This window comes from Pseudomonas sp. DL (genome assembly GCF_047199225.1).
GTDB lineage: Bacteria > Pseudomonadota > Gammaproteobacteria > Pseudomonadales > Pseudomonadaceae > Pseudomonas > Pseudomonas aeruginosa.
In genome coordinates, this window is sequence record NZ_CP178323.1 from 6,207,288 (window position 1) to 6,232,500 (window position 25,213).

Genomic DNA, 25,213 nt, shown 5'->3' on the forward strand with positions numbered 1-25,213 from the left:
CGCAGTCCACCGGAACCATAGGCTCTAGACTGCGGTAGACGCGATGGAGGATGGCATGCTCCCGAGGACTGCGCCAGTATCGTCCGACAATTTTGCCGCAAGTCTCGACGGCATAACGGCCGGAACCAATGGCATTCAAGCCATGAGGCCGGGTAACTCTTTGTTCAGGGCCAATTTTTCGTTCACCGCCGCTCCGGTCAGGGCATAACCGATCACTCGACCAGCGGTATCCCGGCACAGGACCTTGAGGTCCGTTCCAGAGCCTTCCACTAGCCATTGGCCATCCATTCCGCGGGGCGGCGGCGACACCACCAGCGGGCAGGCCGGGGTCTTCACCGTCACCGGCATGGGACCGTAGGCCACCTGGCTGGGGTTGCCGGCGAGGGTCTGCGCCAGCGCGCGTGCGCAAGCCATCAGCGGCATCACATAGAGCAGGTTGAGGCCGTCCACTTCGGCGCAGTCGCCCAGCGCGTAGATGTTGGCGTGGGAGGTGCGCAGCGAGCGGTCGACGACGATCCCGCGGTTGACCGCCAGCCCGGCGGCGAAGGCCAGTTCGGTGCGCGGACGCAGGCCGACGGCGGAGACCACCAGGTCGCAGGGAATCACCTCGCCATCCGAAAGATGCGCTTCCAGCCCCTCGCCGGCCTTCTTCAGGCTGGCCAGCACCGGCCCCAGGTGGAAGCGCACGCCGAGGCCTTCCAGGCCTGCCTGCACGGCCTTCGCCGCGGCCGGGTGGAGCAGGCCCGGCATGACCTGCTCGCAAGGCGCCACCACGTCGAGCTGGTAGCCGCCGCTGGAGAGGTCGTTGGCGAATTCGCAACCGATCAGCCCCGCACCGAGCAGCAGTACCCGGTGCTTGCCGGCAGCCGCCTGGCGGAAGCGCGCGTAGTCTTCCAGGTCGTTGATCGGGTAGAGCGCGTCCTGGGCATCGCCCTCGACCGGCACCCGGATCGGCTCCGCGCCCCAGGCCAGGACCAGGTCGCGATAACGCACCTCTTCCTCGCCGATCCAGATCCGCTGATGGCCGGGATCGATACCGGTGACCCGGGTATGGGTCAGGATGCGTGCGTTCAGTTGCTCGGCCATGGCGCCCGGTTCGGCCATGGCCAGGCCGTCGGCGTCCTTGTTCTTCGAGAAGCCGGTGGAGAGCATCGGCTTGGAATAGGAACGGCCGTCGTCGGCGGTGATCATCAGCAGCGGCGTCTCGCTGTCCAGCTTGCGCCACTCGCGGGCCAGGTTGTAGCCCGCCAGGCCGGTTCCGATGATTACCAGGGGCGCACGCTCGCTCATTTCCGTTCCTCTGTGATTGCCGGCGCCGGGCGCCGCTTCTGTGGATTTCGCTCAGGCGATCTCGATCATCTCGAAATCGATCTTGCCGACACCGCAATCCGGGCAGACCCAGTCCGCCGGGATGTCTTCCCAACGGGTTCCCGCCGGAATGCCTTCTTCGGGCAGGCCCAGGGCTTCGTCGTAGATGAAGCCGCAGACCACGCATTGCCACTTGCGCATAGCCACCCTCCTCGTTCGTCGAACCTAGCTCAGCGTCGGTGGCCGGCCAACGGCAAGGCTGCCGGGCGTTCCCGGCAGGACAGTCAATGACCGGACCCAAGTCCCAAGGATAACTCCTGGACGGCCGCTGGCCAGGCATGAAAAAAGGCGGCCAGGGCCGCCTTCTTCGCCGGCGAGCGGGGCTCAGCCGATTTCGATCATCTCGAAGTCCAGCTTGCCGACGCCGCAGTCGGGGCACAGCCAGTCTTCAGGCACGTCTTCCCAGCGCGTTCCCGCCTCGATGCCTTCTTCCGGCCAGCCTTTGGCCTCGTCATAGATCAGTCCACACACCACGCATTGCCACTTCTTCATTGTTTACCTCGGGCGGGTTACCACGGTTCAGCGCCGGCAACCTATAACAAATCCACCCTGTCCGCCAACCTGCCCGAAAGGCAAGGTGGTGCCGAACGGGCCAACCAAAGATGGGTGGTGCCCACCGGTCGCCTCACAACCCCTCGGCTCCGATCCGCGCCACCCGGGCGTCCTCTTCGGCGCGTACGCCGGAAACCCCGACCGCGCCGACCACCTGTCCGTCCACCAGGATCGGCACACCGCCCTCCAGGGTGGCCTGCAGCAGCGGCACCGAGAGGAAGGCGCTGCGTCCGCCGTTGATCATGTCCTCGTAGCGCTTCGTTTCCCGGCGTCCCAGGGCGGCGCTGCGGGCCTTTTCCGTCGCGATGTAGGCACCGATCGGCGCGCAGCCGTCGAGGCGCTCCAGCGCCAGCGGGTGGCCGCCGTCGTCGACCACCGCGATGCTCACCGCCCAGCCTTGGCGCTGTGCCTCCTCGCGGGCCGCGCCAAGGACGCGGGCGACCTCCTCGCGGCCGAGTACCGGCTTGCTGTGCATGGTTTCACTCTCCTCCGGGCAAGGCCTGGTCGAGCAGCTCGATCCAGTGGCGTACCGGGGTCCGTCCGGCCCCGTCGAGATGGGCCTGGCAACCGACGTTGGCCGTGGCGATGACATCCGGCGCGCCGCTTTCCAGGGCGTCCAGGCGGTTGTCGCGCAGACGCCGGGACAGCGCCGGCTGGGTCAGCGAGTAGGTGCCGGCGGACCCGCAGCAGAGATGACCGTCGGCCACCTCGGTGAGATGGAAGCCCAGTCGCCGCAGCACCGCCTCCACGGCCCCGCCCAGTCGTTGCGCGTGCTGCAGTGTGCATGGGCAGTGGAACGCCAGGCGCTGGTCGCAGCGCAGGCCGAGGGACTCCAGCGGCTCGTCGCGAAGCACTTCCACCAGGTCGCGGGCAGCGGCGGCGACCTCGCGCGCCTTGTCCGCGTACCGTGGGTCGTCGCGCAGCAGGTAGGCGTAGTCCTTGACGAAGGCGCCGCAGCCGCTGGCGGTCTGCACGATGGCCTCGGCACCCTCGCGCAGCAACGGCCACCAGGCGTCGATATTGCGCCGCGCGCGCTGGCGGCCGCGCTCCTGCGCATCCAGGTGGAAATCCAGCGCGCCGCAGCAGCCGGCCGCGGCCGCCGGCGTCACGCTGATTCCCAGGCGGTCCAGAACCCGCGCGGCGGCGGCGTTGGTGTTCGGCGACAGCGCCGGCTGCACGCAACCTTCGAGCAGCAGCACGCGCCGCGCATGCCGGGGCTGCGGCCGCCTGCCCGGCGCCGCGACCCGACGTGGCAGCTTGCCCTGCATCGCCTCAGGCAGCAGAGGCCTCAGCCGCCCGGCAGCGCCGGCCAGCGCGCCGAACAACCCCGGGCGCGGGGCCAGCAGGCGCAGCCCGTCGCGCAGCAGGCGTTGCCGGAAGCCGCGCGGCAGGCGTTCGGCGAGTAGGTCGCGGCCGATATCCAGCAGCTTGTGGTACTCGACTCCGGACGGGCAGGTGGTTTCGCAGTTGCGGCAGCTCAGGCAGCGATCGAGGTGCAGGCGGGTGCGCTCGCTGGCCTCGTCGCGCTCGAGGAACTGCTTGATCAGGTAGATCCGTCCGCGCGGGCCGTCGAGTTCGTCGCCCAGCTCCTGGTAGGTCGGGCAGGTGGCGTTGCAGAAACCGCAGTGCACGCAGCTGCGCAGGATGCGCTCGGCTTCGGCGGCCTCGGCGCGTTGCCGGGCGGAATCGCAGAGGTTGGTTTGCATCGCGCCTCCTCAGAGTTCGGCGTACATCCGCCCGGGATTGAAGATGCCCTGCGGGTCGAGCTGGCGTTTGAGTGCCCGGTGCAGGCCGAGCAGTCCAGGCGGTAGCGGCTGGAACGGCGCATCGAGATGGCCGGCGCGGTAGCAGGTGGCGTGACCGCCATGGGCGGCGGCCCACGCACGGATGTCCGCGGCCGGCGCGTCGCTTTTCAGCCAGCGCAGCGCCCCGCCCCAGTCCAGCAACTGACGACCGGGCAACGGCGTCTCCGGCGCCAGCGCCGGCAGCGACAGGCGCCAGAGCGGTCGCGGGTCGTCGAAGAACGGCAGGCGCTGCTCGCGCAGGTCGGCCCAGAAGCCGTCCTCGAGCGCTTCGCCACCGAGGCGGTCGCGCGCCGAGCGTACCGAGCCCTCGCCGCCCTCCAGGCGCAGGCGCAGGGCTTCGCCGTCGTGGCAGGCCGCACTGATCGGCAATGGCTGGCCTCCCCACTCGGCCAGCTTGCGCAACGCCGTCGCCACCGGCAGGTCCAGGCTCAGGCCGGCCTGGCAGCGCGGCATGGGCAGCACCTTGAAGGACACTTCGGTGACCACCCCGAGGCAACCGAAGCTGCCCGCCAGCAACCGCGACAGGTCGTAGCCGGCGACGTTCTTCATCACCTCGCCGCCGAAGCGCAGGTGGGTGCCCAGGCCACTGATCAGCCGCGTCCCGAGGACGAAATCGCGTACCGCTCCCGCCCAGGGCCGGCGCGGTCCGGACAGGCCGCTGGCAAGCACCCCGCCGACCGTCGCCCGGCCGCCGAAACCCGGCGCCTCGCAGGCAAGCATCTGCCCGCCGCGCGCCAGCACGGCCTGTAGCTCGTCCAGCGGCGTACCGGCACGGGCGGTGATCACCAGTTCGCAGGGATCGTAGGCGACGATCCCACGGTGTTCGGCGAGCGCCAGCGGTTCGCCCGCAACCGGCCTGCCGAGGAACGCCTTGCTATCGCCGCCGACGATGCGCAGCGGCGCGCGCCGCGCCAGGGCGTCGCGGACCCGCTCGAGCAGCGCGCCGGCATGGTCGGCGCCAGCGTCCGGATCGAAATACGGCTGGCTCATCAGAAACGCTCCAGTTCGGGGAACGGCAGTCGACCGTGGTGGACGTGCATGGCGCCGAACTCGGCGCAGCGATGCAGGGTGGGCACGTTCTTGCCGGGATTTAGCAGCCCGGCCGGGTCGAATGCCGCCTTCACGGCGTGGAACAGGGTCAGCTCGTCGGCATTGAACTGAGCGCACATCTGGTTGATCTTCTCGCGGCCGACGCCATGTTCGCCGGTGATGCTGCCGCCTACCGCCACGCACAACTCGAGGATCCTGCCGCCCAGCGCTTCGGCGCGCTCCAGCTCGCCCGCCAGGTTGGCGTCGAAGAGGATCAGCGGGTGCATGTTGCCGTCACCGGCGTGGAATACGTTGGCCACCCGCAGGCCGTATTCGCGCGAAAGCTCGGCGATGCCATGCAGCACCCGCGGCAGCTCGCGGCGCGGGATGCTGCCGTCCATGCAGTAGTAATCGGGGGAAATCCGCCCGACCGCCGGAAACGCATTCTTGCGCCCGGCCCAGAAGCGCTGGCGCTCGGCCTCGTCTTGGGCCTGTCGCACCGAGGTGGCGCCAGCCGCCTCGAACAGCTCGCGGACCCGCTCGCAATCCTCGTGCACGTCGGCTTCCACGCCATCCAGTTCGCAGAGCAGGATCGCCGCCGCGTCGACCGGGTAACCGGCGTGGATGAAATCCTCGGCGGCGCGGATCGACAGGTTGTCCATCATTTCCAGCCCGGCCGGGACGATGCCGGCACCGATCAGGTCGGCCACCGCCCGCCCGGCGCTTTCCACATCGTCGAAGCTGGCCAGCAGGACCTTCGCCACCGGCGGGCGCGGCAACAGCCTGACGGTGACCTCCACCACCACGCCGAGCAGCCCTTCGGAGCCGGTGAACAGCGCCAGCAGGTCGAAGCCGGCGCTGTCCAGGGCGCTGGACCCCAGGCTCAGGCGCTCGCCTTCCAGGGTCACGATGTCCACCTGCAACAGGTTGTGCACGGTCAGGCCGTACTTCAGGCAATGCACGCCGCCGGCGTTCTCCGCGACGTTGCCGCCGATGGAGCAGGCGATCTGCGAGGACGGGTCCGGTGCGTAGTACAGACCATGAGGGGCAGCGGCCTGGGAGATCGCCAGGTTGCGCACGCCAGGCTGGACCCGGGCGAAACGACCCAGCGAATCGATCTCGAGGATCCGCCGGAAACGCGCCATCACCAGCAGCACGCCGTTCTCCAGCGGCAGCGCGCCGCCGGACAGGCCGGTGCCGGCACCGCGCGCCACGACCGGCACCTTCAGCCGATGGCAGAGGGCGAGCAGGCCCTGAACCTGTTCGATGCGTTCCGGCAATGCCACCAGCAACGGCGTGCAGCGATACGCCGAGAGTCCGTCGCACTCGTAGGGACGCAGGTCTTCCGCGGCGTGCAGCAGTTCGAGGTCGGGCAGGCGGAGGCGCAACTCGGCCAGCAGGCCATCCTTGTCCACCTGCGGCAGCGGACCGTCCAGACGCTCGTCGTAGAGGATGTTCATGGCGGCTGTCCTTGTTGTGGTTGTCGGCGGGATCAGCAAGCGTCCACAGCCTGTACCGCGCGGACGCCGGGGTCCAGCAGGCGTCTAACTGGTCCTACCAGTATCACCAGGAGCCATGGGCATGAGGCGCATGCTAGAAAGTCCCTGAGCTTCTATAGTGAGTAACGACAGCCAACTGGTCCTACCAGTGCAACGGGAGCTTCCATGCAGAAACAGCGGGTGGCCGACCAGGTCGCAGAGCGTATCGAGCGGCTGATCGTCGACGGCGTGCTCAAGGTCGGCCAGGCACTGCCGTCCGAGCGGCGCCTGGTGGCCAAGCTCGGCTGCTCGCGCTCGGCCCTGCGCGAGGGCCTGCGGGCGCTGCGCGGGCGCGGCATCATCGACACCGAGCATGGCCGTGGGTCGTTCGTCGCCGACCTCGACCGCAACGCCGACGCCAGCCCGCTGATGCACCTGTTCGGCTCCCAGCCGCGCACCCTCTACGACCTGCTCGAAGTCCGCGCCCTGCTGGAGGGCGAGGCGGCCCGCCTGGCAGCGCTACGCGGCACCGAGGCAGACTTCGTCCTGCTCGCCCGGCGCTACGAAGAGATGCTCGCCAGCCACGAGGAAACCCAGCCGATCGATCCCCGCGAGCACGCCCGCCGCGACCACGCGTTCCACCGGGCGATCAGCGAGGCATCACACAATCCGGTGCTGGTGCATACCCTGCAATCGCTCAACGAACTGCTGCTGAGCACGGTGTTCGCCTCAGTGAACAACCTCTATCACCGGCCGCCGCAGAAACGCCAGATCGACCGCCAGCACGCGCGCCTCTACGCGGCCCTCCGCGAGCGCCAGCCGGACCAGGCGCAACGGGCGGCGCGCGAACATATCCACAGCATCCGCGACAACCTGCGGGAGATCGAGCAGGAAGAACAGCGCCTAGTCCGCGCCACCCTGCGCCTGAACGGCTGGGGGTGACGCGCCACCGCGTCGCAGACCGGCCGCCGGCCGAACGTGCTACCCTCGCCGCCTTCTGCCGCCGTCTCGTAGTCCCGTCATGCCCAGCAATGCGCTCTGGCTTCGCGCCGACCAACTGTCCAGCGTCTCCCCCGCCGTCCTCGACTGGCTGTTCGACGAGGGGTCGCTGACCCGGCGCCTGACCGCCCTGGCCGACGGCGCGTTCCGCGTCGAACCCCTGCTGGAAGGCTGGCAGACCCTGCGCGACGACGAATGCCAGGGGCTCGACGTCCCTACCGGCAGTAGCGGCTGGGTCCGCGAGGTCTACCTGCATGGCCACGACCGTCCCTGGGTGTTCGCCCGCAGCGTGGCGGCGCGCAGCGCCCTGGAAGGCTCGGGCTTCGACCTGGCGCTGCTCGGCACCCGCTCGCTGGGCGAGTTGCTGTTCAGCGACAGCGCCTTCGAGCGCGGGCCCATCGAAGTCTGCCGCTATCCGGCGGCCGGTCTGCCCGCCGAGGTCCGCGCCGAGGGTCTCTGGGGCCGTCGCTCACGGTTTTCCCGCGGCGCGCTCGGGGTGCTGGTGGCGGAGGTGTACCTACCGCGCCTGTGGGACCAGGCGGGAATCGCCGACGTATAATCCCCCGGTCGACTCCGGAGGTCCCCATGTTCGTCACCCTGATCAAGCCGCTGGCCCGCCTGCACCCCCGCGCCTGGGACTTCGTCCAACTGGTGCGGCTGGACCGGCCGATCGGCATCTACCTGCTGCTCTGGCCGACCCTCTGGTCACTGTGGATCGCCGCGGACGGCGTGCCGGAACTGAAGAACCTGCTGATCTTCGTCCTCGGCGTCATCCTGATGCGCGCCGCCGGCTGCGTGATCAACGATTTCGCCGACCGCAATTTCGACGGCCATGTCGCACGCACCAAGGCGCGCCCGCTGGCCACCGGCAAGATCAGCGTGCGCGAGGCCTGGATCACCTTCGCCGTCCTGGTCGCGCTGAGCTTCGGCCTGGTCCTGCTGACCAATGCAACGACCGTCTGGCTGTCGTTCGGCGCGGTAGCCGTGGCCTCGCTCTACCCCTTCATGAAGCGCTACACCTACTATCCGCAGGTGGTGCTGGGCGCCGCCTATTCCTGGGGCATCCTGATGGCCTTCACCGCCGAGCGCGGCGAATTGCCGGCCAGCGCCTGGCTGCTGTTCCTGGCCAACGTGCTGTGGACGGTCGCCTATGACTCCTACTACGCGATGACCGACCGCGAGGACGACCTGAAGATCGGCATCAAGTCCACCGCAATCCTCTTCGGCGATGCCGACCGCCTGATCATCGGCAGCCTGCAGGGCCTGACCCTGCTCCTGCTAGTGCTGGCCGGCAACCGCTTCGAACTGGGCCTGTGCTTCTACCTCGGCCTGGCGGTGGCGGCGGCCTGCTTCGTCTGGGAAGCCTGGTCGACCCGCGACCGCGACCCGCAGGCCTGCTTCCGCGCCTTCCTGCACAACCACTGGGCTGGCCTGGCGATCTTCCTCGGCACGGTCGCCGACTACGCGCTGCGTTGAGCGGCGCGCAGGCCGGCGACCATCTAGTCCATGTCCGGCTGGGCGACGTGCCAGGCGCCCATCTTGCCGTCACCGTTCTTGTCGCCAGGCTTCTTGTCCTGGATGAAGGTATAAAGGGGCTTGCCGTAGTAGGCCCACTGCTGGGTGCCGTCCTCGCGAGCGACCAGGCTCCAGTCGCCGCTGGCCTGCGCTCCCTGGGCCGCTGCCAGCGGCGGCCAGTTCTTCGCGCACTGCCCGGAACAGGCGGATTGCCCTTCGCTGTCCTTGTCGTAGGTATAGAGCGTCATGCCCTTGCCATCGACCAGCACGCCGTCCTTCTCGGTGGCCGGCGCCACCGTTTCCTGGGCCAGCGCGGCGAACGCCGGCAGGGCCAGCGCCAGACCCAGCGCCAGGTGGATTCTGTTCATCGCGTCTCTCTCCTGTGTCTTCAGGTGGAGCGTTCGCCGCCCGCAGGGACGGCACCGGAACCTGTTGAGCATAGCCCCGCCGCGGGCAGTCGGCGGAAACTACGCCGTTGTGTCACATACCTGACACAATTTCGTTATCTAATGCGGCGCAAGACAGATCGACCCGAGGCAAGACCATGGTTGGCAAGACAATCCTCATCGTTGATGACGAAGCACCGATTCGCGAGATGATCGCCGTGGCCCTGGAGATGGCCGGCTACGAGTGCCTGGAGGCGGAAAATACCCAGCAGGCGCACGCGGTGATCGTCGACCGCAAGCCGGACCTGATCCTGCTCGACTGGATGCTCCCCGGCACTTCCGGCATCGAACTGGCGCGACGCCTGAAGCGTGACGAACTGACCGTCGACATCCCGATCATCATGCTCACCGCCAAGGGCGAGGAGGACAACAAGATCCAGGGCCTGGAGGTCGGCGCCGACGACTACATCACCAAGCCGTTCTCGCCCCGCGAGCTGGTCGCCCGCCTGAAAGCCGTGCTGCGCCGCACCGGGCCTGGCGACAGCGAGGCGCCGATCGAGGTCGGCGGCCTGCTGCTGGACCCGATCAGCCACCGCGTGACCATCGACGGCAAGCCGGCCGAGATGGGCCCCACCGAGTACCGCCTGCTGCAGTTCTTCATGACTCACCAGGAACGCGCCTATACCCGCGGCCAACTGCTGGACCAGGTCTGGGGCGGCAACGTCTATGTCGAGGAGCGCACCGTCGACGTGCATATCCGCCGCCTGCGCAAGGCGCTCGGCGAGGTCTACGAAAATCTGGTTCAGACTGTCCGCGGGACCGGCTATCGTTTCTCCACCAAGAGCTGACCCCGCTCCCGGCCGCCCAGCGGCCGGAGTCGTTTCCCCTGGACGGTCCCGTGACGGACCGCCACTGGACAGGATGCAATCCGTCGTGAACCAAGACTGGCGTGGAGCGCTGATCCGCCACCTGCTTCTCGTGCTGGCCGCCAGCCTCGTGCTCGGCGTGGTCAGCGGCCATTACGGCTGGGCCCTGGCCCTCGGCCTGGCTCTCTACCTCGGCTGGACCCTCTGGCAGCTACTGCGCCTGCACCAGTGGCTGCGCAACCACCAGCCAGACGAGCCACCGCCGGACAGCTACGGCCTCTGGGGCGAAGTCTTCGACAATATCTACCACCTGCAACGCCGCAACCAGCGCGCCCGTGGCCGCCTGCAGGCGGTGATCGACCGGATCCAGGAGTCCACCGCGGCCCTGCGTGACGCGGTGATCATGCTCGACAGCGACGGCAACCTGGAATGGTGGAACCTCGCCGCGGAAAACCTGCTCGGCCTGAAGACCCCGCAGGACGGTGGCCAGCCGGTGAGCAACCTGATCCGCCATCCGCGCTTCAAGGAATACTTCGACCAGGAGGATTACCGCGAGCCGCTGGAAATCCCCTCGCCGATCAACGAGCGCCTGCGCCTGCAATTCCACATCACCCTCTACGGCAACCGCGAGCACCTGATGCTGGTCCGCGACGTCACCCGCGTCCACCAGCTGGAGCAGATGCGCAAGGATTTCGTGGCCAACGTCTCCCACGAGCTGCGCACGCCGCTGACGGTGATCGCCGGCTACCTGGAGACCCTCCTCGACAACGTCGAGGATGTGAACCCGCGCTGGCTGCGCGCCCTGCAGCAGATGCAGCAGCAGGCCGGACGCATGCAGAACCTGCTCAACGACCTGCTCCTGCTGGCCAAGCTGGAGGCCACCGACTACCCCGGCGACAACAAGCCGGTGGCGGTGGACGCTCTCCTCGCCAGCATCCGTAACGACGCCCAGGCCCTGTCCGCCGGGCGCAACCACCGCATCAGCCTGGACGCCGCCCCCGCTGTGCAGCTCAAGGGCAGCGAGGCGGAACTGCGCAGCGCCTTCTCCAACCTGGTATTCAACGCGGTGAAGTACACCCCCGACGAAGGCGAGATCCGCATCCGCTGGTGGGCCGACGAACAGGGCGCGCACCTGTCGGTGCAGGACACCGGTATCGGCGTCGACCCCAAGCACCTGCCGCGCCTGACCGAGCGCTTCTACCGGGTGGACTCCAGCCGCGCCTCCAACACCGGCGGCACCGGCCTCGGCCTGGCCATCGTCAAGCACGTGCTGATCCGCCACCGCGCGCGCCTGGAAATCAGCAGCGTGCCCGGCAAGGGCAGCACCTTCACCTGCCATTTCGCCCCGGCGCAGGTCGCCGAGGCCGAGCGCAAGGCGCCGAAGTGAACCTCGTCGCAGTGCCGCGCCGCCGGCGTCGGCACGGCCAAGGCTTGCAAGCGACGACACAGCCCCTCATTCTTAAGGGCCTTTTGGCTACCGCACACCCCCATGGACCCTTCTCCTAGTACCAGCATCGCCACCTATTTCGCCGATGCCGGCCTGATCCTCTTCGCGCTTTTCCTCGTCCTGCTCAATGGCTTCTTCGTCGCCGCCGAGTTCGCCATGGTCAAGCTCCGCGCCACCCGCGTGGAAACCATCGCCAAGCAGCACGGCTGGCGCGGCGCCATCCTGCGCAAGGTTCACAACCAGCTGGACGCCTACCTGTCCGCCTGCCAGCTGGGCATCACCCTGGCCTCCCTGGGCCTGGGCTGGGTCGGCGAGCCGGCCTTCGCCGAACTCCTGGAACCGCTGCTGGCGATGATCGGCGTGCATTCCGACGAACTGATCCGCGGGATCTCCTTCTTCACCGCGTTCTTCATCATTTCCTACCTGCACATCGTGGTCGGCGAGCTGGCGCCCAAGTCCTGGGCGATCCGCAAACCGGAACTGCTGTCGCTGTGGACGGCGGTGCCGCTGTACCTCTTCTACTGGCTGATGTACCCGGCGATCTGGCTGCTCAACGCCAGCGCCAACGCCATCCTCAAGATCGCCGGCCAGGGCGAGCCCGGCCCGCACCACGAGCATCACTACAGCCGCGACGAACTGAAGCTGATCCTCCACTCCAGCCGCGCCCAGGACCCCAGCGACCAGGGCATGCGCGTGCTGGCCTCGGCGGTGGAGCTGGGCGAGCTGGAGGTGGTCGACTGGGCCAACTCCCGCGAAGACCTGGTCTACCTCGAGCACGACGCGCCGCTGGCGGACATCCTCGCGGTGATCCGCCGCCATAAGTACAGCCGCTACCCGGTCTGGGACAGCCACAAGGGCGAGTTCATCGGCCTGCTGCACATCAAGGACCTGCTGCTGGCGCTGTCCGCCCTGGACAGCCTGCCGGAGACCTTCGACCTCGACGAACTGGTGCGCCCGCTGGAGATCGTCACCAAGCACACCCCGCTGTCGCGCCTGCTGGAGCAGTTCCGCAAGGGCGGCGCGCACTTCGCCGTGGTGGAAGAGGCCGATCACAAGGTGGTCGGCTTCCTGACCATGGAAGACGTGCTGGAAGTGCTGGTCGGCGACATCCAGGACGAACACCGCAAGACCGAGCGCGGCATCCTCGCCTACCAGCCGGGCAAGCTGCTGGTGCGCGGCGACACACCGCTGTTCAAGCTCGAGCGCCTGCTCGGCATCGACCTCGATCATGTCGAGGCAGACACTCTCGCCGGGCTGGTCTACGACACCCTGAAGCGGGTGCCGGAGGAAGAGGAAGTCCTCGACACCGAGGGCCTGCGGATCATCGTGAAGAAGATGCGCGGTCCGAAGATCGTCCTGGCCAAGGTGGTCAAGCTCGACTGAGACGAGCCGGCGCCGCCACGGCGCCGGCGACTTTTCAAGGCTCGCGGACGATGGCGAAGTTCGGCAGGCTGTCGACCGGCTGGGCGAAGTCGTAGGGAATCGACTCCAGCGCCAGGCCGACGTTGCGCTGGATCACGAAGTGCAGGTGCGGCCCGCTGCTGTTGCCGGTGTTGCCGGAGCGCGCCAGCGGCGTGCCGACCTGGACCCGCTGGCCCTCGGCGACCAGTACCGAATGGCGCATCAGGTGCAGGTAGACGCCCATGGTGCCGTCGTCGTGCAGGATGCGGACGAAGTTGCCCGAGGGATTGTTGCCGCGCCCGCTCTGGTTGTTCTCGATCTTCACCACGGTGCCGCCGCGGGCGGCGATGATCGGCGTGCCCTCGGGCATGGCGATGTCCATCGCGTAGCGGCCCTTGGGGGTGAAGTGGCTGTACTTGCCATTGGCGCCCTGGGACAGGCGGAACGGCCCGCCGCGCCAGGGCAGCGGATAGCGATAGAGCAGCGGCTGCTGGCGCGGGTCGCCGAGCGCGTAACGCAGCTTCGGGGTGTAGCTCATCGGCTTGCCGGCCTTGCGCGGCGCCAGGGTCGCCAGGCGCACCTGGCTGCGCGCCGGGACCACCCAGCGAATCGGCCCGTCGGGCACCCCAACGGCATTGCGCGGGTTGCGGATCCGCAACTCGACCTCGACCGGCGCGTAGAGGTCGTTGCGCACCTGCAGGGTCTCGCCACCCGCGTGCTTCTTCGTCTCCAGCTTCACTTCCCGTTCCAGGTGCTCGACCATCCGGTCGCGGAAGACGAACACCTGCGCCCCGGCCACGGCGCGGTCGGAGTAGGTCACCACGCCATTGGCGTCGGTGTACTTGTAGATGGTCAGGGCCGCAGCCGGAGCTGCCGCGGCGAACAGGCCACAGAGAAGGAGAAGGCGCCCTAGCATGACTGCACGGATCGTGTCGTTCTGGTTATCCCGAATCGGCAAGACTAGCAGCGCTTTATTGCCAGGGCGAGACGACAGCGAGCGGGCTGTGAACGGATCGTCGGGAAAAAACCGCTCAGGCGCCGGGAACGTAGTGCTTCTGGGTACTTCCGCGGGCGATCAGGCGCGACAGGTAGTCGAGCTTCTGCGGGTCGCGGTCGACGAAACGCAGGGTCAACAGCAGCCAATCGCTATCCGGCTTCGGCTCCAGCGCGGCGATGGCGTGCAGGTAGCCGTTCAGGCGCGCCACGTCGCTGTTTTCCTCGAGGTCCAGCACCGCGCTTTCCAGCACCTGCGGCAACGGGTCGGCGCGCTTCACCACCAGTTGCGCTTCCTTCAGACTGACCGCCTTGATCACGCAGGGCATGCTGCTCTGCGGCAGGCGCAATTGCGCCTGCCCCAGCGGGTTGCCGCTGCCGGCGGGACGCGCGCTGGCCTGGGGAGCCGAAGCCGGCTTCGGCGCGGGGGCCGGTTTTGCCGGACTGGCGGCGGGCTTGATCACCTCGGCGCGACCACCGGTCAGGGCGGCCAGCGAATCGTTGGCCATGCCGCTGGCGATCTCCCGGCGCGGCGCGTGGGCCGCCAGGGCTTCCAGCTTGCCGCTGCGGCTCAGGGCCTTCTTGATCTTGGCCACCAGTTGGTCATTGGAGAATGGCTTGCCGATGTAGTCCGACACCCCGGCCTGGATCGCCTGGACCACGTTCTCCTTGTCGCCGCGACTGGTGACCATGATGAACGGGGTAGTCTTGAGGTTTTCCTGGGCACGGCACCAGGTCAGCAGTTCGAGGCCGGACATCTCCGGCATCTCCCAATCGCAGAGGATCAGGTCGACGTTCTGCCGACTGAGCAGTTGCTGGGCCTTGCGGCCGTTCACGGCCTCCTCGATATGAAGGCCGGGGAAGTTGTCGCGCAACCCTTTCTTCATCAGATCTCGGATGAAGGGGGCGTCATCCACCACTAGCGCGCTGACTTTGCTCATCGACTTCTCCTGGACAGGTCCGCCTAGGATAGCCTCCCCTGCTGGCAGGATGCCAAGCCTTGCTGCAGTCGCGCGAAGAAACAAGGCTCCAGGTCAAGGGAGCCTTGCCTGCGGAAGATCACTCGCCGCGGTTGTTCTCGACCTCTTCCTTCATGCGGGTCAGGCCGATGTGGCGAACGTCGGTGCCGCGAACCAGGTAGATCACCAGCTCGGCGATGTTGCGCGCATGGTCGCCGATGCGCTCCAGCGAGCGCAGGGCCCAGATGATGTTGAGCACGCGGGATATCGCCCGCGGGTCTTCCATCATGTAGGTGACCAGCTCGCGCAGGGCGGTCTTGTACTCGCGATCGACGGTCTTGTCGTACTGCGCCACGGACAGCGCCAGGTCGGCATCGAAGCGGGCGAAGGCGTCCAGTGCCTCCTGCACCATCTTCTGTACCTGGCTGCCGATGTGCCGAACCTCGACGTAGCCGCGCGGCGACTCGCCTTCCTCGCACAGCTGGATGGCGCGGCGGGCGACCTTGGAGGCCTCGTCGCCGATCCGCTCGAGGTCGATCACCGACTTCGAGATGCTGATGATCAGGCGCAGGTCGGAGGCCGCCGGCTGACGCCGGGCGAGGATACGCACGCACTCCTCGTCGATGTTGCGCTCCATCTGGTTGATCTGGTCGTCGATCTCGCGGACCTGCTGGGCGAGGCCGGAGTCGGCGTCGATCAGCGCGTTGACCGCGTCGTTGACCTGCTTTTCCACCAGCCCGCCCATGGCCAGGAGGTGGCTGCGCACATCCTCCAGCTCGGCGTTGAACTGCTGGGAGATGTGATGGGTGAGACTGTCTTTGTTGATCATGTGGGGAATCCTTCTGGAGCCGCTGCGACCGGTGACATCAACGAGCTACGGAGAGCGCCGGAGGCAGCGGTATCGCCGCGCCTCCGGACGCGCCGCTAGCCGTAGCGGCCGGTGATGTAGTCTTCGGTCTGCTTCTTCGCCGGGTTGGTGAACAGCGTATCGGTGTCGCCGAACTCGATCAGCTTGCCCATGTACATGAACGCCGTATAGTCGGAAACCCGCGCGGCCTGCTGCATGTTGTGGGTAACGATGACGATGGTGAACTTCGACTTCAACTCGTAGATCAGCTCTTCGATCTTCAGCGTGGAGATCGGGTCCAGCGCCGAGCACGGCTCGTCGAGCAGCAGCACTTCCGGTTCCACCGCGATGGTCCGGGCGATCACCAGGCGCTGCTGCTGGCCACCGGACAGGCCGAGGGCGGACTCGTGCAGGCGATCCTTCACCTCCTCCCACAGCGCAGCCCCCTTCAGCGCCCACTCGACGGCCTCGTCAAGTACGCGCTTCTTGTTGATGCCCTGGATACGCAGGCCGTAGACCACGTTCTCGTAGATGCTCTTGGGGAACGGGTTGGGCTTCTGGAACACCATGCCGACGCGACGGCGCAGCTCGGCGACGTCGACGCCCTTGGCGAAGATGTTGTGGCCATCGAGGCGAATCTCGCCTTCGACGCGGCAGCCATCCACCAGGTCGTTCATCCGGTTGAAGCAGCGCAGCAGGGTCGACTTGCCGCAGCCGGACGGGCCGATGAAGGCGGTCACGCGCTGCTTCGGAATGTTCATCCGGACGTCGAACAGGGCCTGCTTGGCGCCGTAGAACAGGTTCAGCCCGGGCACTTCCAGTTCGACACTTTCGGAAGCCAGGTCGAGGCTCTGGCGGTCGCGGCCGAGCGCATCGAAGTTGATGCCGTGGCTGGCGGTCTCGTTTTGCATGGGAAGCTCCCTCAATCAGTTTTCCAGGGCCTTGTACTTCTCGCGCAGGCGATTGCGGATCGCGATGGCGGAGAAGTTCAGCAGGGCGATCACCACGACCAGCAGCAACGCCGTAGCGTATACCAGCGGCCGTGCGGCCTCGACGTTGGGGCTCTGGAAACCGACGTCGTAGATATGGAAACCGAGGTGCATGATCTTCTGGTCGAGATGCACGTACGGATAGTTACCGTCGACCGGCAGCGACGGTGCCAGTTTCACCACGCCGACCAGCATCAGCGGCGCCACTTCGCCGGCGGCACGGGCCACGGCGAGGATCAGGCCGGTCATCATCGCCGGGCTGGCCATCGGCAGGACGATCTTCCACAGCGTTTCCGCCTTGGTCGCGCCGAGCGCCAGGGAGCCTTCGCGGACCGCGCGCGGAATCCGCGCCAGGCCTTCCTCGGTGGCGACGATCACCACCGGCACGGCGAGGATCGCCAGGGTCAGCGAGGCCCAGAACAGCCCGGGGGTACCGAAGGTCGGCGCCGGCAGGGCCTCGGGGAAGAACAGCCGGTCGATGGAACCGCCCAGCACGTAGACGAAGAAACCCAGGCCGAACACGCCGTAGACGATCGCCGGTACGCCGGCGAGGTTGTTCACGGCGATGCGGATCACCCGGGTCAGCGGCCCCTGCTTGGCGTACTCGCGCAGGTAGACCGCAGCGATCACGCCGAACGGGGTGACGATCAGCGCCATCACCAGGGTCATCATCACGGTGCCGAAGATCGCCGGGAAGATACCGCCCTCGGTATTGGCCTCGCGCGGATCGTCGCTGAGGAACTCCCAGAGCTTCTTGAAGTACACCGTCATCTTGGTGCCCAGGCCCATGGCGTTGGGCTGGTAGGCATGCACCAGCTTGCCAAGGGTGATTTCGCTCTCGCGGCCGCTGGCGTCGCGCATTACCACGCTGTCGCGGTTGAACTCCTGGTGCAGGCCGTTGAGCTGCTCTTCCAGGACCTTGTAGCGCGCCTGCAACTCGCTGCGCTCGGCGGCCAGGTCGGCCTGGGCGGCGGCGTCCAGCTTGCCGTCCAACTGCAACTTGCGCTCTTTCAGGCGCAGGCGCTCGAGACCGTGGTTGATCCCGCCGATGTCGCCCTTCTCCAGCTTGTAGAGCTTGGCGTAGAGGTCATCCACCCGCTGCATGCGCTTCTGCAGTTCGCCTACCGCGGCGTCGCCTTCGGCGACCACCTGGCCGTTCTCCTTGACGCTCAGCAGGTAGCCGTAGAAGTTGCCCCACTCGCGGCGTTCGAGAACCATCAGCGCTTCGGGACGCTTGATGTCCTGCAGCCACTCGCCGACGACCCAGGAGAAATCGCTGCCGTAAAGCTCGCGGTTGCCCAGCTTGAGCAGCTCGCGGGTCATGAATTCGGGGCCGGCCTCCGGGACCGGCATGCCGGCGCTGCGCAGGCGCGCGCGCGGCACTTCCTCGGCCTGGACCACCTCGCCGATCACGGTCTTGGCGGCTTCGCCAGGGATCTGGTAAGTCGCCTCGATGACGTTCGCCGGCCAGAAGTGGCCGAGGCCGCGTACCGCGATCACCGCCAGCAGGCCGATGGTCATGATCACCGCGATCGACACCGCGCCGGCGTTCATCCACACCCAGGGCGAGCCGCTGCCGAACCAGGCTTTGACGGTTTCCTGTTTCTGTTTCACAGAGCTATACCTCCGCCGCTTACAACGACGCGTATTTCTTGCGCAGACGCTGACGGATCAGCTCTGCCAGGGTGTTCATCACGAAGGTGAACGTCAGCAGTACCAGCGCCGAGAGGAACAGCACGCGGTAGTGGCTGCCGCCGACCTCCGACTCGGGCATCTCCACCGCGACGTTGGCCGCCAGGGTGCGCATCCCCTCGAAGATATTCACTTCCATCACCGGGGTATTGCCGGTCGCCATCAGCACGATCATGGTCTCGCCGACGGCGCGGCCCATGCCGATCATCAGCGCCGAGAAGATGCCTGGACTGGCGGTCAGGATCACCACGCGGGTCAGCGTCTGCCAGGGCGTGGCGCCCAGTGCCAGGGAGCCGTAGGTGAGGCTGCGCGGCACGCTGAAGATGGCGTCCTCGGCGATCGAGAAGATATTCGGGATCACCGCGAAGCCCATTGCCAGCCCGACGATCAGGGCATTGCGCTGGTCGTAGGTGATGCCCAGGTCGTGGCTCAGCCAGAGGCGCATGTCGCCGCCGAAGAAGGTGGTCTCCAGGTGCGGGCTCAGCCACAGGGCGAAGGCGCCGACGGCAAGCACCACCGGGATCAGCAGCGCGGCTTCCCAGCCGGCCGGCAGGCTCAGACGGATACGCTCGGGCAGGCGACTCCAGAGCAGGCCGGCAAGAAGGATGCCCAGCGGCGTCAGCAACAGCAGGCTGAACACACCCGGCAGGTGGCCTTCGACGTAGGGCGCCAGGAACAGGCCGGCGAAGAAGCCGAGGATCACCGTCGGCAGCGCCTCCATCAGCTCGATCACCGGCTTGACCTTGCGGCGCATCGCCGGAGCCATGAAATAGGCGGTGTAGACGGCGGCCGCGATGGCCAGCGGAGCTGCCAGGATCATCGCGTAGAAGGCGGCCTTGAGCGTGCCGAAGGTCAGCGGCGAGAGGCTCAGCTTCGGTTCGAAGTCGGTGGTCGCGGCGGTGGACTGCCAGACGTAGGCCGGCTTGTCGTAGCTCTCGTACCAGACCTTGCCCCAGAGCGCGCTCCAGGAGATTTCCGGGTGCGGGTTGCTCAGGGCGAAGCGGTGGATCTTGCCACCCTGCTCCAGCAGCAGGCGGTTGGCCCGCGGCGACAGGGTGATGACCCCGGAAGAGTCGGCGACCGGCTGGACCAGCAGGGTACGGTGCGCGGTGCTGTGGAAGACGCCGAGGTTGCCCTTCTCGTCCAGGGCGATGAAGCCCTTGCGCCGTTGTTCCGGAGCGATGGCGCTGATCGGCGCGCCATCCAGATTGAAGTCGCGAACGTGCGACAGGCGCGGTTCGCCGTCGGTATCGCGAGCCATGAACCACTGGGCTATGCCACCCTTGGAGTCGCCCACCAGCAGCGAGATGCCGCCCAGCAGCTGGGTGCTCGCGGTGACCTCGGCGTTGGGGTCTTCCAGCAGCTTGTAGCGACCGTTCAACTGGCGGCTGTGCAGGTCGAACACATCGGCGGTGGCACGTCCGTTGATCACGTACAGCCACTGCTTGCGCGGGTCGAGGTAGATGGCTTTCACCGGTTCGGCGATCTGCGGGAGTTCGATGCGCTCCTCGTCCAGCGTGCTTTCGCCGGTCAGCATGTTCTCTTCCCGAGTCATGCTCAACAGCAGCAGTTGCTTGTCGACGGAGCCAGCCAGCAGCAGGCTGTCGTCGCCGGCATTGATGCTCACATGCTCCAGCGGGCGGCCCTGCGGATCGAGACCGATCGGGGTCTCGCCGTAGGGGAAGGCGATCTCCGGGGTGATGGTCTTCTTGTTGTCCGGGTAGGTGACCTTGTAGGTGTGCTGGAACACCAGCACCTGTCCGTTGGACAGGCCCAGGGCGACCGTCGGGCTGCCCGGCTGGTCCTGGGCGATCGAGCGGATCTCGCTGCCCGCCGGAAGCGGCAGAGCGACACGCTTCAGTTCGACACCGGTCTTGGCGTTGAAGAAGAGAATCTCGCCCTGGCCGCCGACGCGCATGGCCACCTGGTTCTGCTCCTCGATGCTGAGCAGCAGGGGCACCTGCGCCTGCTGCATCCAGGCCGGAGTCAGCGCTTCGCGGGTCTCCAGGTCGGCGCCGCGGAACAGGGGGAGCACGACGTAGGCCAGGTAGAAGAAGATCAGGGTGATCGCCGCCAGCACGGCCAGGCCGCCGACCAGCACGTACCAGCGGGTCAGGCGGTCCTTGATGGCACGGATGCGGCGCTTGCGTTGCAGGGCTGGCGTATTGAAGTCAATCCGCTCGGGAGCAAGGGAGGAGTTCATCGGGGAGTTGGCCATGTCGTTCATGGGGTGACACCCTAAAGGCTCTGTATGACAGACAGATGACAGCAACATGACGCAACAAAGCCCGCCAGCAGAGCCTCGCTGGCGGGAAAGGCCGGCGGATCCTAGCGCCCGCCGGCAGAGCCTTCATGCCTGGACGGCCCATCGCTGGGCCATCCGCTCAAGTCACTGGATTACAGGCCCAGTTCCTTGATCGCCTTCTCGGCCACCTTGGCCGGCAGCGGGATGTAGCCGTCCTTGACCACGACCTGCTGGCCGGTCTTGGACAGAACCAGCTTGAGGAACTGAGCCTCCAGCGGGTCCAGCGGCTTGTTCGGCGCCTTGTTCACGTAGACGTAGAGGAAGCGCGACAGCGGATAGGTGCCGTTCAGGGCGTTCTGCTCGTTGTCCTCGACGAAGGCAGCGCCTTCCTTCTTGGCCAGGGCCACGGTCTTCACGCTGGCGGTCTTGTAGCCGATACCGGAGTAGCCGATGCCGTTCAGCGACTGGCTGACCGACTGCACCACGGAAGCCGAACCCGGCTGCTCGTTGACGTTCGGACGGAAGTCGCCTTTGCACAGGGCTTCTTCCTTGAAGTAGCCGTAGGTGCCGGAAACCGAGTTGCGGCCGAACAGTTGCACCGGCTTCTTCGCCCAGTCACCGGTCAGGCCCAGGTCGCCCCAGGTCTTCACGTCCTGCTTGCTGCCACACAGGCGGGTAGCGGAGAAGATCGCATCGACCTGCTGCATGGTCAGGCCTTTGATCGGGTTGTCCTTGTGCACGAAGATCGCCAGGGCGTCGACAGCGACCGGGACGGCGGTCGGCTTATAGCCGTACTTCTGCTCGAAAGCCTGCAGCTCGACGTCCTTCATCTTGCGGCTCATCGGGCCCAGGTTGGCGGTGCCTTCGGTCAGGGCCGGCGGCGCGGTGGAAGAACCGGCAGCCTGGATCTGGATGTTCACGTTCGGATAGAGGCGCTTGTACTCCTCGGCCCACATGGTCATCAGGTTGGCCAGAGTGTCGGAGCCGACGCTCGACAGGTTGCCCGACACACCGCTGGCTTTCTGATATTCCGGCAGCGCCGGGTCGATCGCGGCTACCGCGGAAGCGGCGCCTACGCCTGCGGCGACGAACGTCAGGGCCGCCATCAAACGCTTGAGTTTCATGCCTTGCTCCTTGGACAGGATGGGGTTGGATGGAACGGGGGCCAGTATCGTCAGGCCGCATGAAGACTCTATGAAAGGAATGTGACAGTTGGATGAAATGCCATCAGCCTTCCGACATTTTTCCGCAAGCCTTGGGAGAAGCCCTGCCACACCCCTAAAAGCCTGGAAACACAAGGGCTCCAGCCTTTCACGGAGGGGCCCGGGAGGCCCTCTGGAGCGCGTTTTCGATCCGCCTGGGGGAGGTAGCCGTCCATCCGTTTCATGCAGGATGGGTAGTTTCCAGGGCAATTGTGACAGTCGCCGCCGGCATTCGCAGTCGAGAAAAGAAGCGAGGAAGCACGCCTTTTTCCGCGCGCAAAAGCAAAACCCCTGGTCATCGCTGACCAGGGGTTTTGGGATAGGAGCTTGACGATGACCTACTCTCACATGGGGAGACCCCACACTACCATCGGCGATGCGTCGTTTCACTTCTGAGTTCGGGAAGGGATCAGGTGGTTCCAACGCTCTATGATCGTCAAGCAATTCGGTTGGATATCCGTTCGCTTGGGCTTACGTCTATCCGGATTCAGGTATGTGATTTCAAGGTGTTTGCGGTTCATGCGAACTTTCGGTTCGTCGACTTCACCTTACAACACACAATCGTCAGATTGTTTGGGTGTTATATGGTCAAGCCTCACGGGCAATTAGTACTGGTTAGCTCAACGCCTCACAACGCTTACACACCCAGCCTATCAACGTCGTAGTCTTCGACGGCCCTTCAGGGGAATCAAGTTCCCAGTGAGATCTCATCTTGAGGCAAGTTTCCCGCTTAGATGCTTTCAGCGGTTATCTTTTCCGAACATAGCTACCCGGCAATGCCACTGGCGTGACAACCGGAACACCAGAGGTTCGTCCACTCCGGTCCTCTCGTACTAGGAGCAGCCCCTCTCAAATCTCAAACGTCCACGGCAGATAGGGACCGAACTGTCTCACGACGTTCTAAACCCAGCTCGCGTACCACTTTAAATGGCGAACAGCCATACCCTTGGGACCGGCTTCAGCCCCAGGATGTGATGAGCCGACATCGAGGTGCCAAACACCGCCGTCGATATGAACTCTTGGGCGGTATCAGCCTGTTATCCCCGGAGTACCTTTTATCCGTTGAGCGATGGCCCTTCCATACAGAACCACCGGATCACTAAGACCTACTTTCGTACCTGCTCGACGTGTCTGTCTCGCAGTCAAGCGCGCTTTTGCCTTTATACTCTGCGACCGATTTCCGACCGGTCTGAGCGCACCTTCGTACTCCTCCGTTACTCTTTAGGAGGAGACCGCCCCAGTCAAACTGCCCACCATACACTGTCCTCGATCCGGATCACGGACCAGAGTTAGAACCTCAAGCATGCCAGGGTGGTATTTCAAGGATGGCTCCACGCGAACTGGCGTCCACGCTTCAAAGCCTCCCACCTATCCTACACAAGCAGGCTCAAAGTCCAGTGCAAAGCTACAGTAAAGGTTCACGGGGTCTTTCCGTCTAGCCGCGGATACACTGCATCTTCACAGCGATTTCAATTTCACTGAGTCTCGGGTGGAGACAGCGCCGCCATCGTTACGCCATTCGTGCAGGTCGGAACTTACCCGACAAGGAATTTCGCTACCTTAGGACCGTTATAGTTACGGCCGCCGTTTACCGGGGCTTCGATCAAGAGCTTCGCTTGCGCTAACCCCATCAATTAACCTTCCGGCACCGGGCAGGCGTCACACCCTATACGTCCACTTTCGTGTTTGCAGAGTGCTGTGTTTTTAATAAACAGTCGCAGCGGCCTGGTATCTTCGACCAGCCAGAGCTTACGGAGTAAATCCTTCACCCTAGCCGGCGCACCTTCTCCCGAAGTTACGGTGCCATTTTGCCTAGTTCCTTCACCCGAGTTCTCTCAAGCGCCTTGGTATTCTCTACCCGACCACCTGTGTCGGTTTGGGGTACGGTTCCTGGTTACCTGAAGCTTAGAAGCTTTTCTTGGAAGCATGGCATCAACCACTTCGTCATCTAAAAGACAACTCGTCATCAGCTCTCGGCCTTGAAACCCCGGATTTACCTAAGATTTCAGCCTACCACCTTAAACTTGGACAACCAACGCCAAGCTGGCCTAGCCTTCTCCGTCCCTCCATCGCAGTAACCAGAAGTACAGGAATATTAACCTGTTTCCCATCGACTACGCTTTTCAGCCTCGCCTTAGGAACCGACTAACCCTGCGTCGATTAACGTTGCGCAGGAACCCTTGGTCTTTCGGCGTGGGTGTTTTTCACACCCATTGTCGTTACTCATGTCAGCATTCGCACTTCTGATACCTCCAGCAAGCTTCTCAACTCACCTTCACAGGCTTACAGAACGCTCCTCTACCGCGTCACTTACGTGACACCCGCAGCTTCGGTGTGTGGTTTGAGCCCCGTTACATCTTCCGCGCAGGCCGACTCGACTAGTGAGCTATTACGCTTTCTTTAAAGGATGGCTGCTTCTAAGCCAACCTCCTAGCTGTCTAAGCCTTCCCACATCGTTTACCACTTAACCACAACTTTGGGACCTTAGCTGGCGGTCTGGGTTGTTTCCCTTTTCACGACGGACGTTAGCACCCGCCGTGTGTCTCCCATGCTCGGCACTTCTGGGTATTCGGAGTTTGCATCGGTTTGGTAAGTCGGGATGACCCCCTAGCCGAAACAGTGCTCTACCCCCCAGAGTGATACATGAGGCGCTACCTAAATAGCTTTCGAGGAGAACCAGCTATCTCCGAGCTTGATTAGCCTTTCACTCCGATCCACAAGTCATCCCCTACCTTTTCAACGGGAGTGGGTTCGGTCCTCCAGTCAGTGTTACCTAACCTTCAACCTGCTCATGGATAGATCGCCCGGTTTCGGGTCTATACCCAGCGACTAAACGCCCTATTAAGACTCGCTTTCGCTACGCCTACCCTATACGGTTAAGCTTGCCACTGAATATAAGTCGCTGACCCATTATACAAAAGGTACGCAGTCACCTAACAAGTAGGCTCCCACTGCTTGTACGCATACGGTTTCAGGTTCTATTTCACTCCCCTCTCCGGGGTTCTTTTCGCCTTTCCCTCACGGTACTGGTTCACTATCGGTCAGTCAGTAGTATTTAGCCTTGGAGGATGGTCCCCCCATGTTCAGACAAAGTTTCTCGTGCTCCGTCCTACTCGATTTCACTTCAAAGATCCTTTCGCGTACGGGGCTATCACCCACTATGGCCGCACTTTCCAGAGCGTTCCGCTAAAATCAATGAAGCTTAAGGGCTAATCCCCGTTCGCTCGCCACTACTAAGGGAATCTCGGTTGATTTCTTTTCCTCAGGGTACTTAGATGTTTCAGTTCCCCTGGTTCGCCTCTTGCACCTATGGATTCAGTACAAGATACCTAGGTTATCCTAGGTGGGTTCCCCCATTCAGAGATCTCCGGATCAAAGTCTGTTTGCCGACTCCCCGAAGCTTTTCGCAGGCTACCACGTCTTTCATCGCCTCTGACTGC

The 25,213-nt window shown here is 65.1% G+C and carries 21 protein-coding genes and 2 rRNA genes (1 of these 23 running past the window's edge); 6 read left to right on the top strand and 17 right to left on the bottom strand.

Annotated features, from left to right (window positions below; genetic code table 11):
* Positions 1-135 precede the first annotated feature (135 nt).
* From alkT to glcD, 7 genes are all read right to left on the bottom strand, one after another.
* Positions 136-1,290 carry a rubredoxin-NAD(+) reductase AlkT gene (alkT, locus tag ACI766_RS28930; protein WP_003117168.1) on the bottom strand — a complete coding sequence of 385 codons (1,155 nt, stop codon included), beginning with the start codon at positions 1,288-1,290 and terminating at the stop codon, positions 136-138.
* A 51-nt stretch (positions 1,291-1,341) separates the two neighbouring features.
* Entirely contained in the window at positions 1,342-1,509 is a 168-nt protein-coding gene (locus ACI766_RS28935) for a rubredoxin (protein WP_003098329.1), read from the bottom strand.
* A 183-nt stretch (positions 1,510-1,692) separates the two neighbouring features.
* On the bottom strand, positions 1,693-1,860 hold the full coding sequence (locus tag ACI766_RS28940) for a rubredoxin (RefSeq protein ID WP_003098330.1): 168 nt from the start codon (positions 1,858-1,860) through the stop codon (positions 1,693-1,695).
* Between the two features lie 133 nt (positions 1,861-1,993).
* A complete protein-coding gene (locus tag ACI766_RS28945; RefSeq protein WP_003098332.1) occupies positions 1,994-2,395 on the bottom strand; it encodes a heme-binding protein in 402 nt (133 codons plus the stop codon).
* A gap of 4 nt (positions 2,396-2,399) precedes the next feature.
* Entirely contained in the window at positions 2,400-3,626 is a 1,227-nt protein-coding gene (gene glcF / locus ACI766_RS28950) for a glycolate oxidase subunit GlcF (protein WP_003136271.1), read from the bottom strand.
* Positions 3,627-3,635: 9 nt separating this feature from the next.
* A complete protein-coding gene (gene glcE, locus ACI766_RS28955; RefSeq protein ID WP_003136272.1) occupies positions 3,636-4,715 on the bottom strand; it encodes a glycolate oxidase subunit GlcE in 1,080 nt (359 codons plus the stop codon).
* Positions 4,715-6,214, bottom strand: coding sequence for a glycolate oxidase subunit GlcD (gene glcD, locus ACI766_RS28960; protein WP_012614688.1), 1,500 nt, complete (start codon positions 6,212-6,214; stop codon positions 4,715-4,717). Before glcD ends, glcE begins: the two co-directional genes overlap by 1 nt.
* Before the next feature lie 204 nt (positions 6,215-6,418).
* On the opposite strand from glcD, the gene glcC reads away from it, so the two are divergent.
* The 3 genes from glcC (at position 6,419) to ubiA (ending at position 8,707) form a co-directional block, all read left to right on the top strand.
* Positions 6,419-7,174: a transcriptional regulator GlcC gene (glcC, locus tag ACI766_RS28965; RefSeq protein WP_003096643.1), complete on the top strand. Its 756-nt coding sequence runs from the start codon at positions 6,419-6,421 to the stop codon at positions 7,172-7,174.
* A gap of 79 nt (positions 7,175-7,253) precedes the next feature.
* Positions 7,254-7,790, top strand: a complete 537-nt coding sequence (locus tag ACI766_RS28970; RefSeq protein ID WP_003114374.1) for a chorismate lyase — start codon at positions 7,254-7,256, stop codon at positions 7,788-7,790.
* A 26-nt stretch (positions 7,791-7,816) separates the two neighbouring features.
* Entirely contained in the window at positions 7,817-8,707 is an 891-nt protein-coding gene (ubiA, locus tag ACI766_RS28975) for a 4-hydroxybenzoate octaprenyltransferase (protein ID WP_003104612.1), read from the top strand.
* A 23-nt stretch (positions 8,708-8,730) separates the two neighbouring features.
* Here ubiA and ACI766_RS28980 read toward each other — a convergent pair whose 3' ends face one another.
* A complete protein-coding gene (locus ACI766_RS28980; protein WP_003096652.1) occupies positions 8,731-9,114 on the bottom strand; it encodes a hypothetical protein in 384 nt (127 codons plus the stop codon).
* Between the two features lie 176 nt (positions 9,115-9,290).
* Between ACI766_RS28980 and phoB the strand changes: the two genes are divergently transcribed.
* The 3 genes from phoB (at position 9,291) to ACI766_RS28995 (ending at position 12,828) form a co-directional block, all read left to right on the top strand.
* Positions 9,291-9,980: a phosphate regulon transcriptional regulator PhoB gene (gene phoB, locus ACI766_RS28985; RefSeq protein WP_003096653.1), complete on the top strand. Its 690-nt coding sequence runs from the start codon at positions 9,291-9,293 to the stop codon at positions 9,978-9,980.
* Between the two features lie 73 nt (positions 9,981-10,053).
* The gene (phoR, locus tag ACI766_RS28990; protein WP_003121316.1) at positions 10,054-11,385 is read left to right on the top strand and encodes a phosphate regulon sensor histidine kinase PhoR; all 1,332 of its coding nucleotides are present in this window, start codon (positions 10,054-10,056) and stop codon (positions 11,383-11,385) included.
* Between the two features lie 102 nt (positions 11,386-11,487).
* Positions 11,488-12,828: a hemolysin family protein gene (locus ACI766_RS28995; RefSeq protein WP_003096655.1), complete on the top strand. Its 1,341-nt coding sequence runs from the start codon at positions 11,488-11,490 to the stop codon at positions 12,826-12,828.
* 34 nt (positions 12,829-12,862) lie between these two features.
* On the opposite strand, the gene ACI766_RS29000 is transcribed toward ACI766_RS28995, so the two are convergent.
* The 9 genes from ACI766_RS29000 to ACI766_RS29040 form a co-directional block, all read right to left on the bottom strand.
* Complete coding sequence (locus ACI766_RS29000; protein ID WP_003096656.1) at positions 12,863-13,762, bottom strand: peptidoglycan DD-metalloendopeptidase family protein; 900 nt, start codon at positions 13,760-13,762, stop codon at positions 12,863-12,865.
* A 115-nt stretch (positions 13,763-13,877) separates the two neighbouring features.
* A complete protein-coding gene (locus ACI766_RS29005; RefSeq protein WP_003096657.1) occupies positions 13,878-14,780 on the bottom strand; it encodes a response regulator in 903 nt (300 codons plus the stop codon).
* 118 nt (positions 14,781-14,898) lie between these two features.
* A complete protein-coding gene (phoU, locus tag ACI766_RS29010; RefSeq protein WP_003096661.1) occupies positions 14,899-15,627 on the bottom strand; it encodes a phosphate signaling complex protein PhoU in 729 nt (242 codons plus the stop codon).
* A gap of 95 nt (positions 15,628-15,722) precedes the next feature.
* Positions 15,723-16,556 carry a phosphate ABC transporter ATP-binding protein PstB gene (gene pstB / locus ACI766_RS29015; RefSeq protein ID WP_003096663.1) on the bottom strand — a complete coding sequence of 278 codons (834 nt, stop codon included), beginning with the start codon at positions 16,554-16,556 and terminating at the stop codon, positions 15,723-15,725.
* Between the two features lie 15 nt (positions 16,557-16,571).
* Positions 16,572-18,248: a phosphate ABC transporter permease PstA gene (gene pstA, locus ACI766_RS29020; protein ID WP_003096667.1), complete on the bottom strand. Its 1,677-nt coding sequence runs from the start codon at positions 18,246-18,248 to the stop codon at positions 16,572-16,574.
* Positions 18,249-18,267: 19 nt separating this feature from the next.
* Positions 18,268-20,301, bottom strand: coding sequence for an ABC transporter permease subunit (locus ACI766_RS29025; RefSeq protein ID WP_003121319.1), 2,034 nt, complete (start codon positions 20,299-20,301; stop codon positions 18,268-18,270).
* 422 nt (positions 20,302-20,723) lie between these two features.
* Complete coding sequence (gene pstS / locus ACI766_RS29030) at positions 20,724-21,695, bottom strand: phosphate ABC transporter substrate-binding protein PstS (RefSeq protein WP_003096673.1); 972 nt, start codon at positions 21,693-21,695, stop codon at positions 20,724-20,726.
* Positions 21,696-22,098: 403 nt separating this feature from the next.
* A 5S ribosomal RNA gene (gene rrf / locus ACI766_RS29035) occupies positions 22,099-22,214 on the bottom strand.
* 143 nt (positions 22,215-22,357) lie between these two features.
* A 23S ribosomal RNA gene (locus ACI766_RS29040) occupies positions 22,358-25,213 on the bottom strand; it runs 35 nt beyond the window's last position.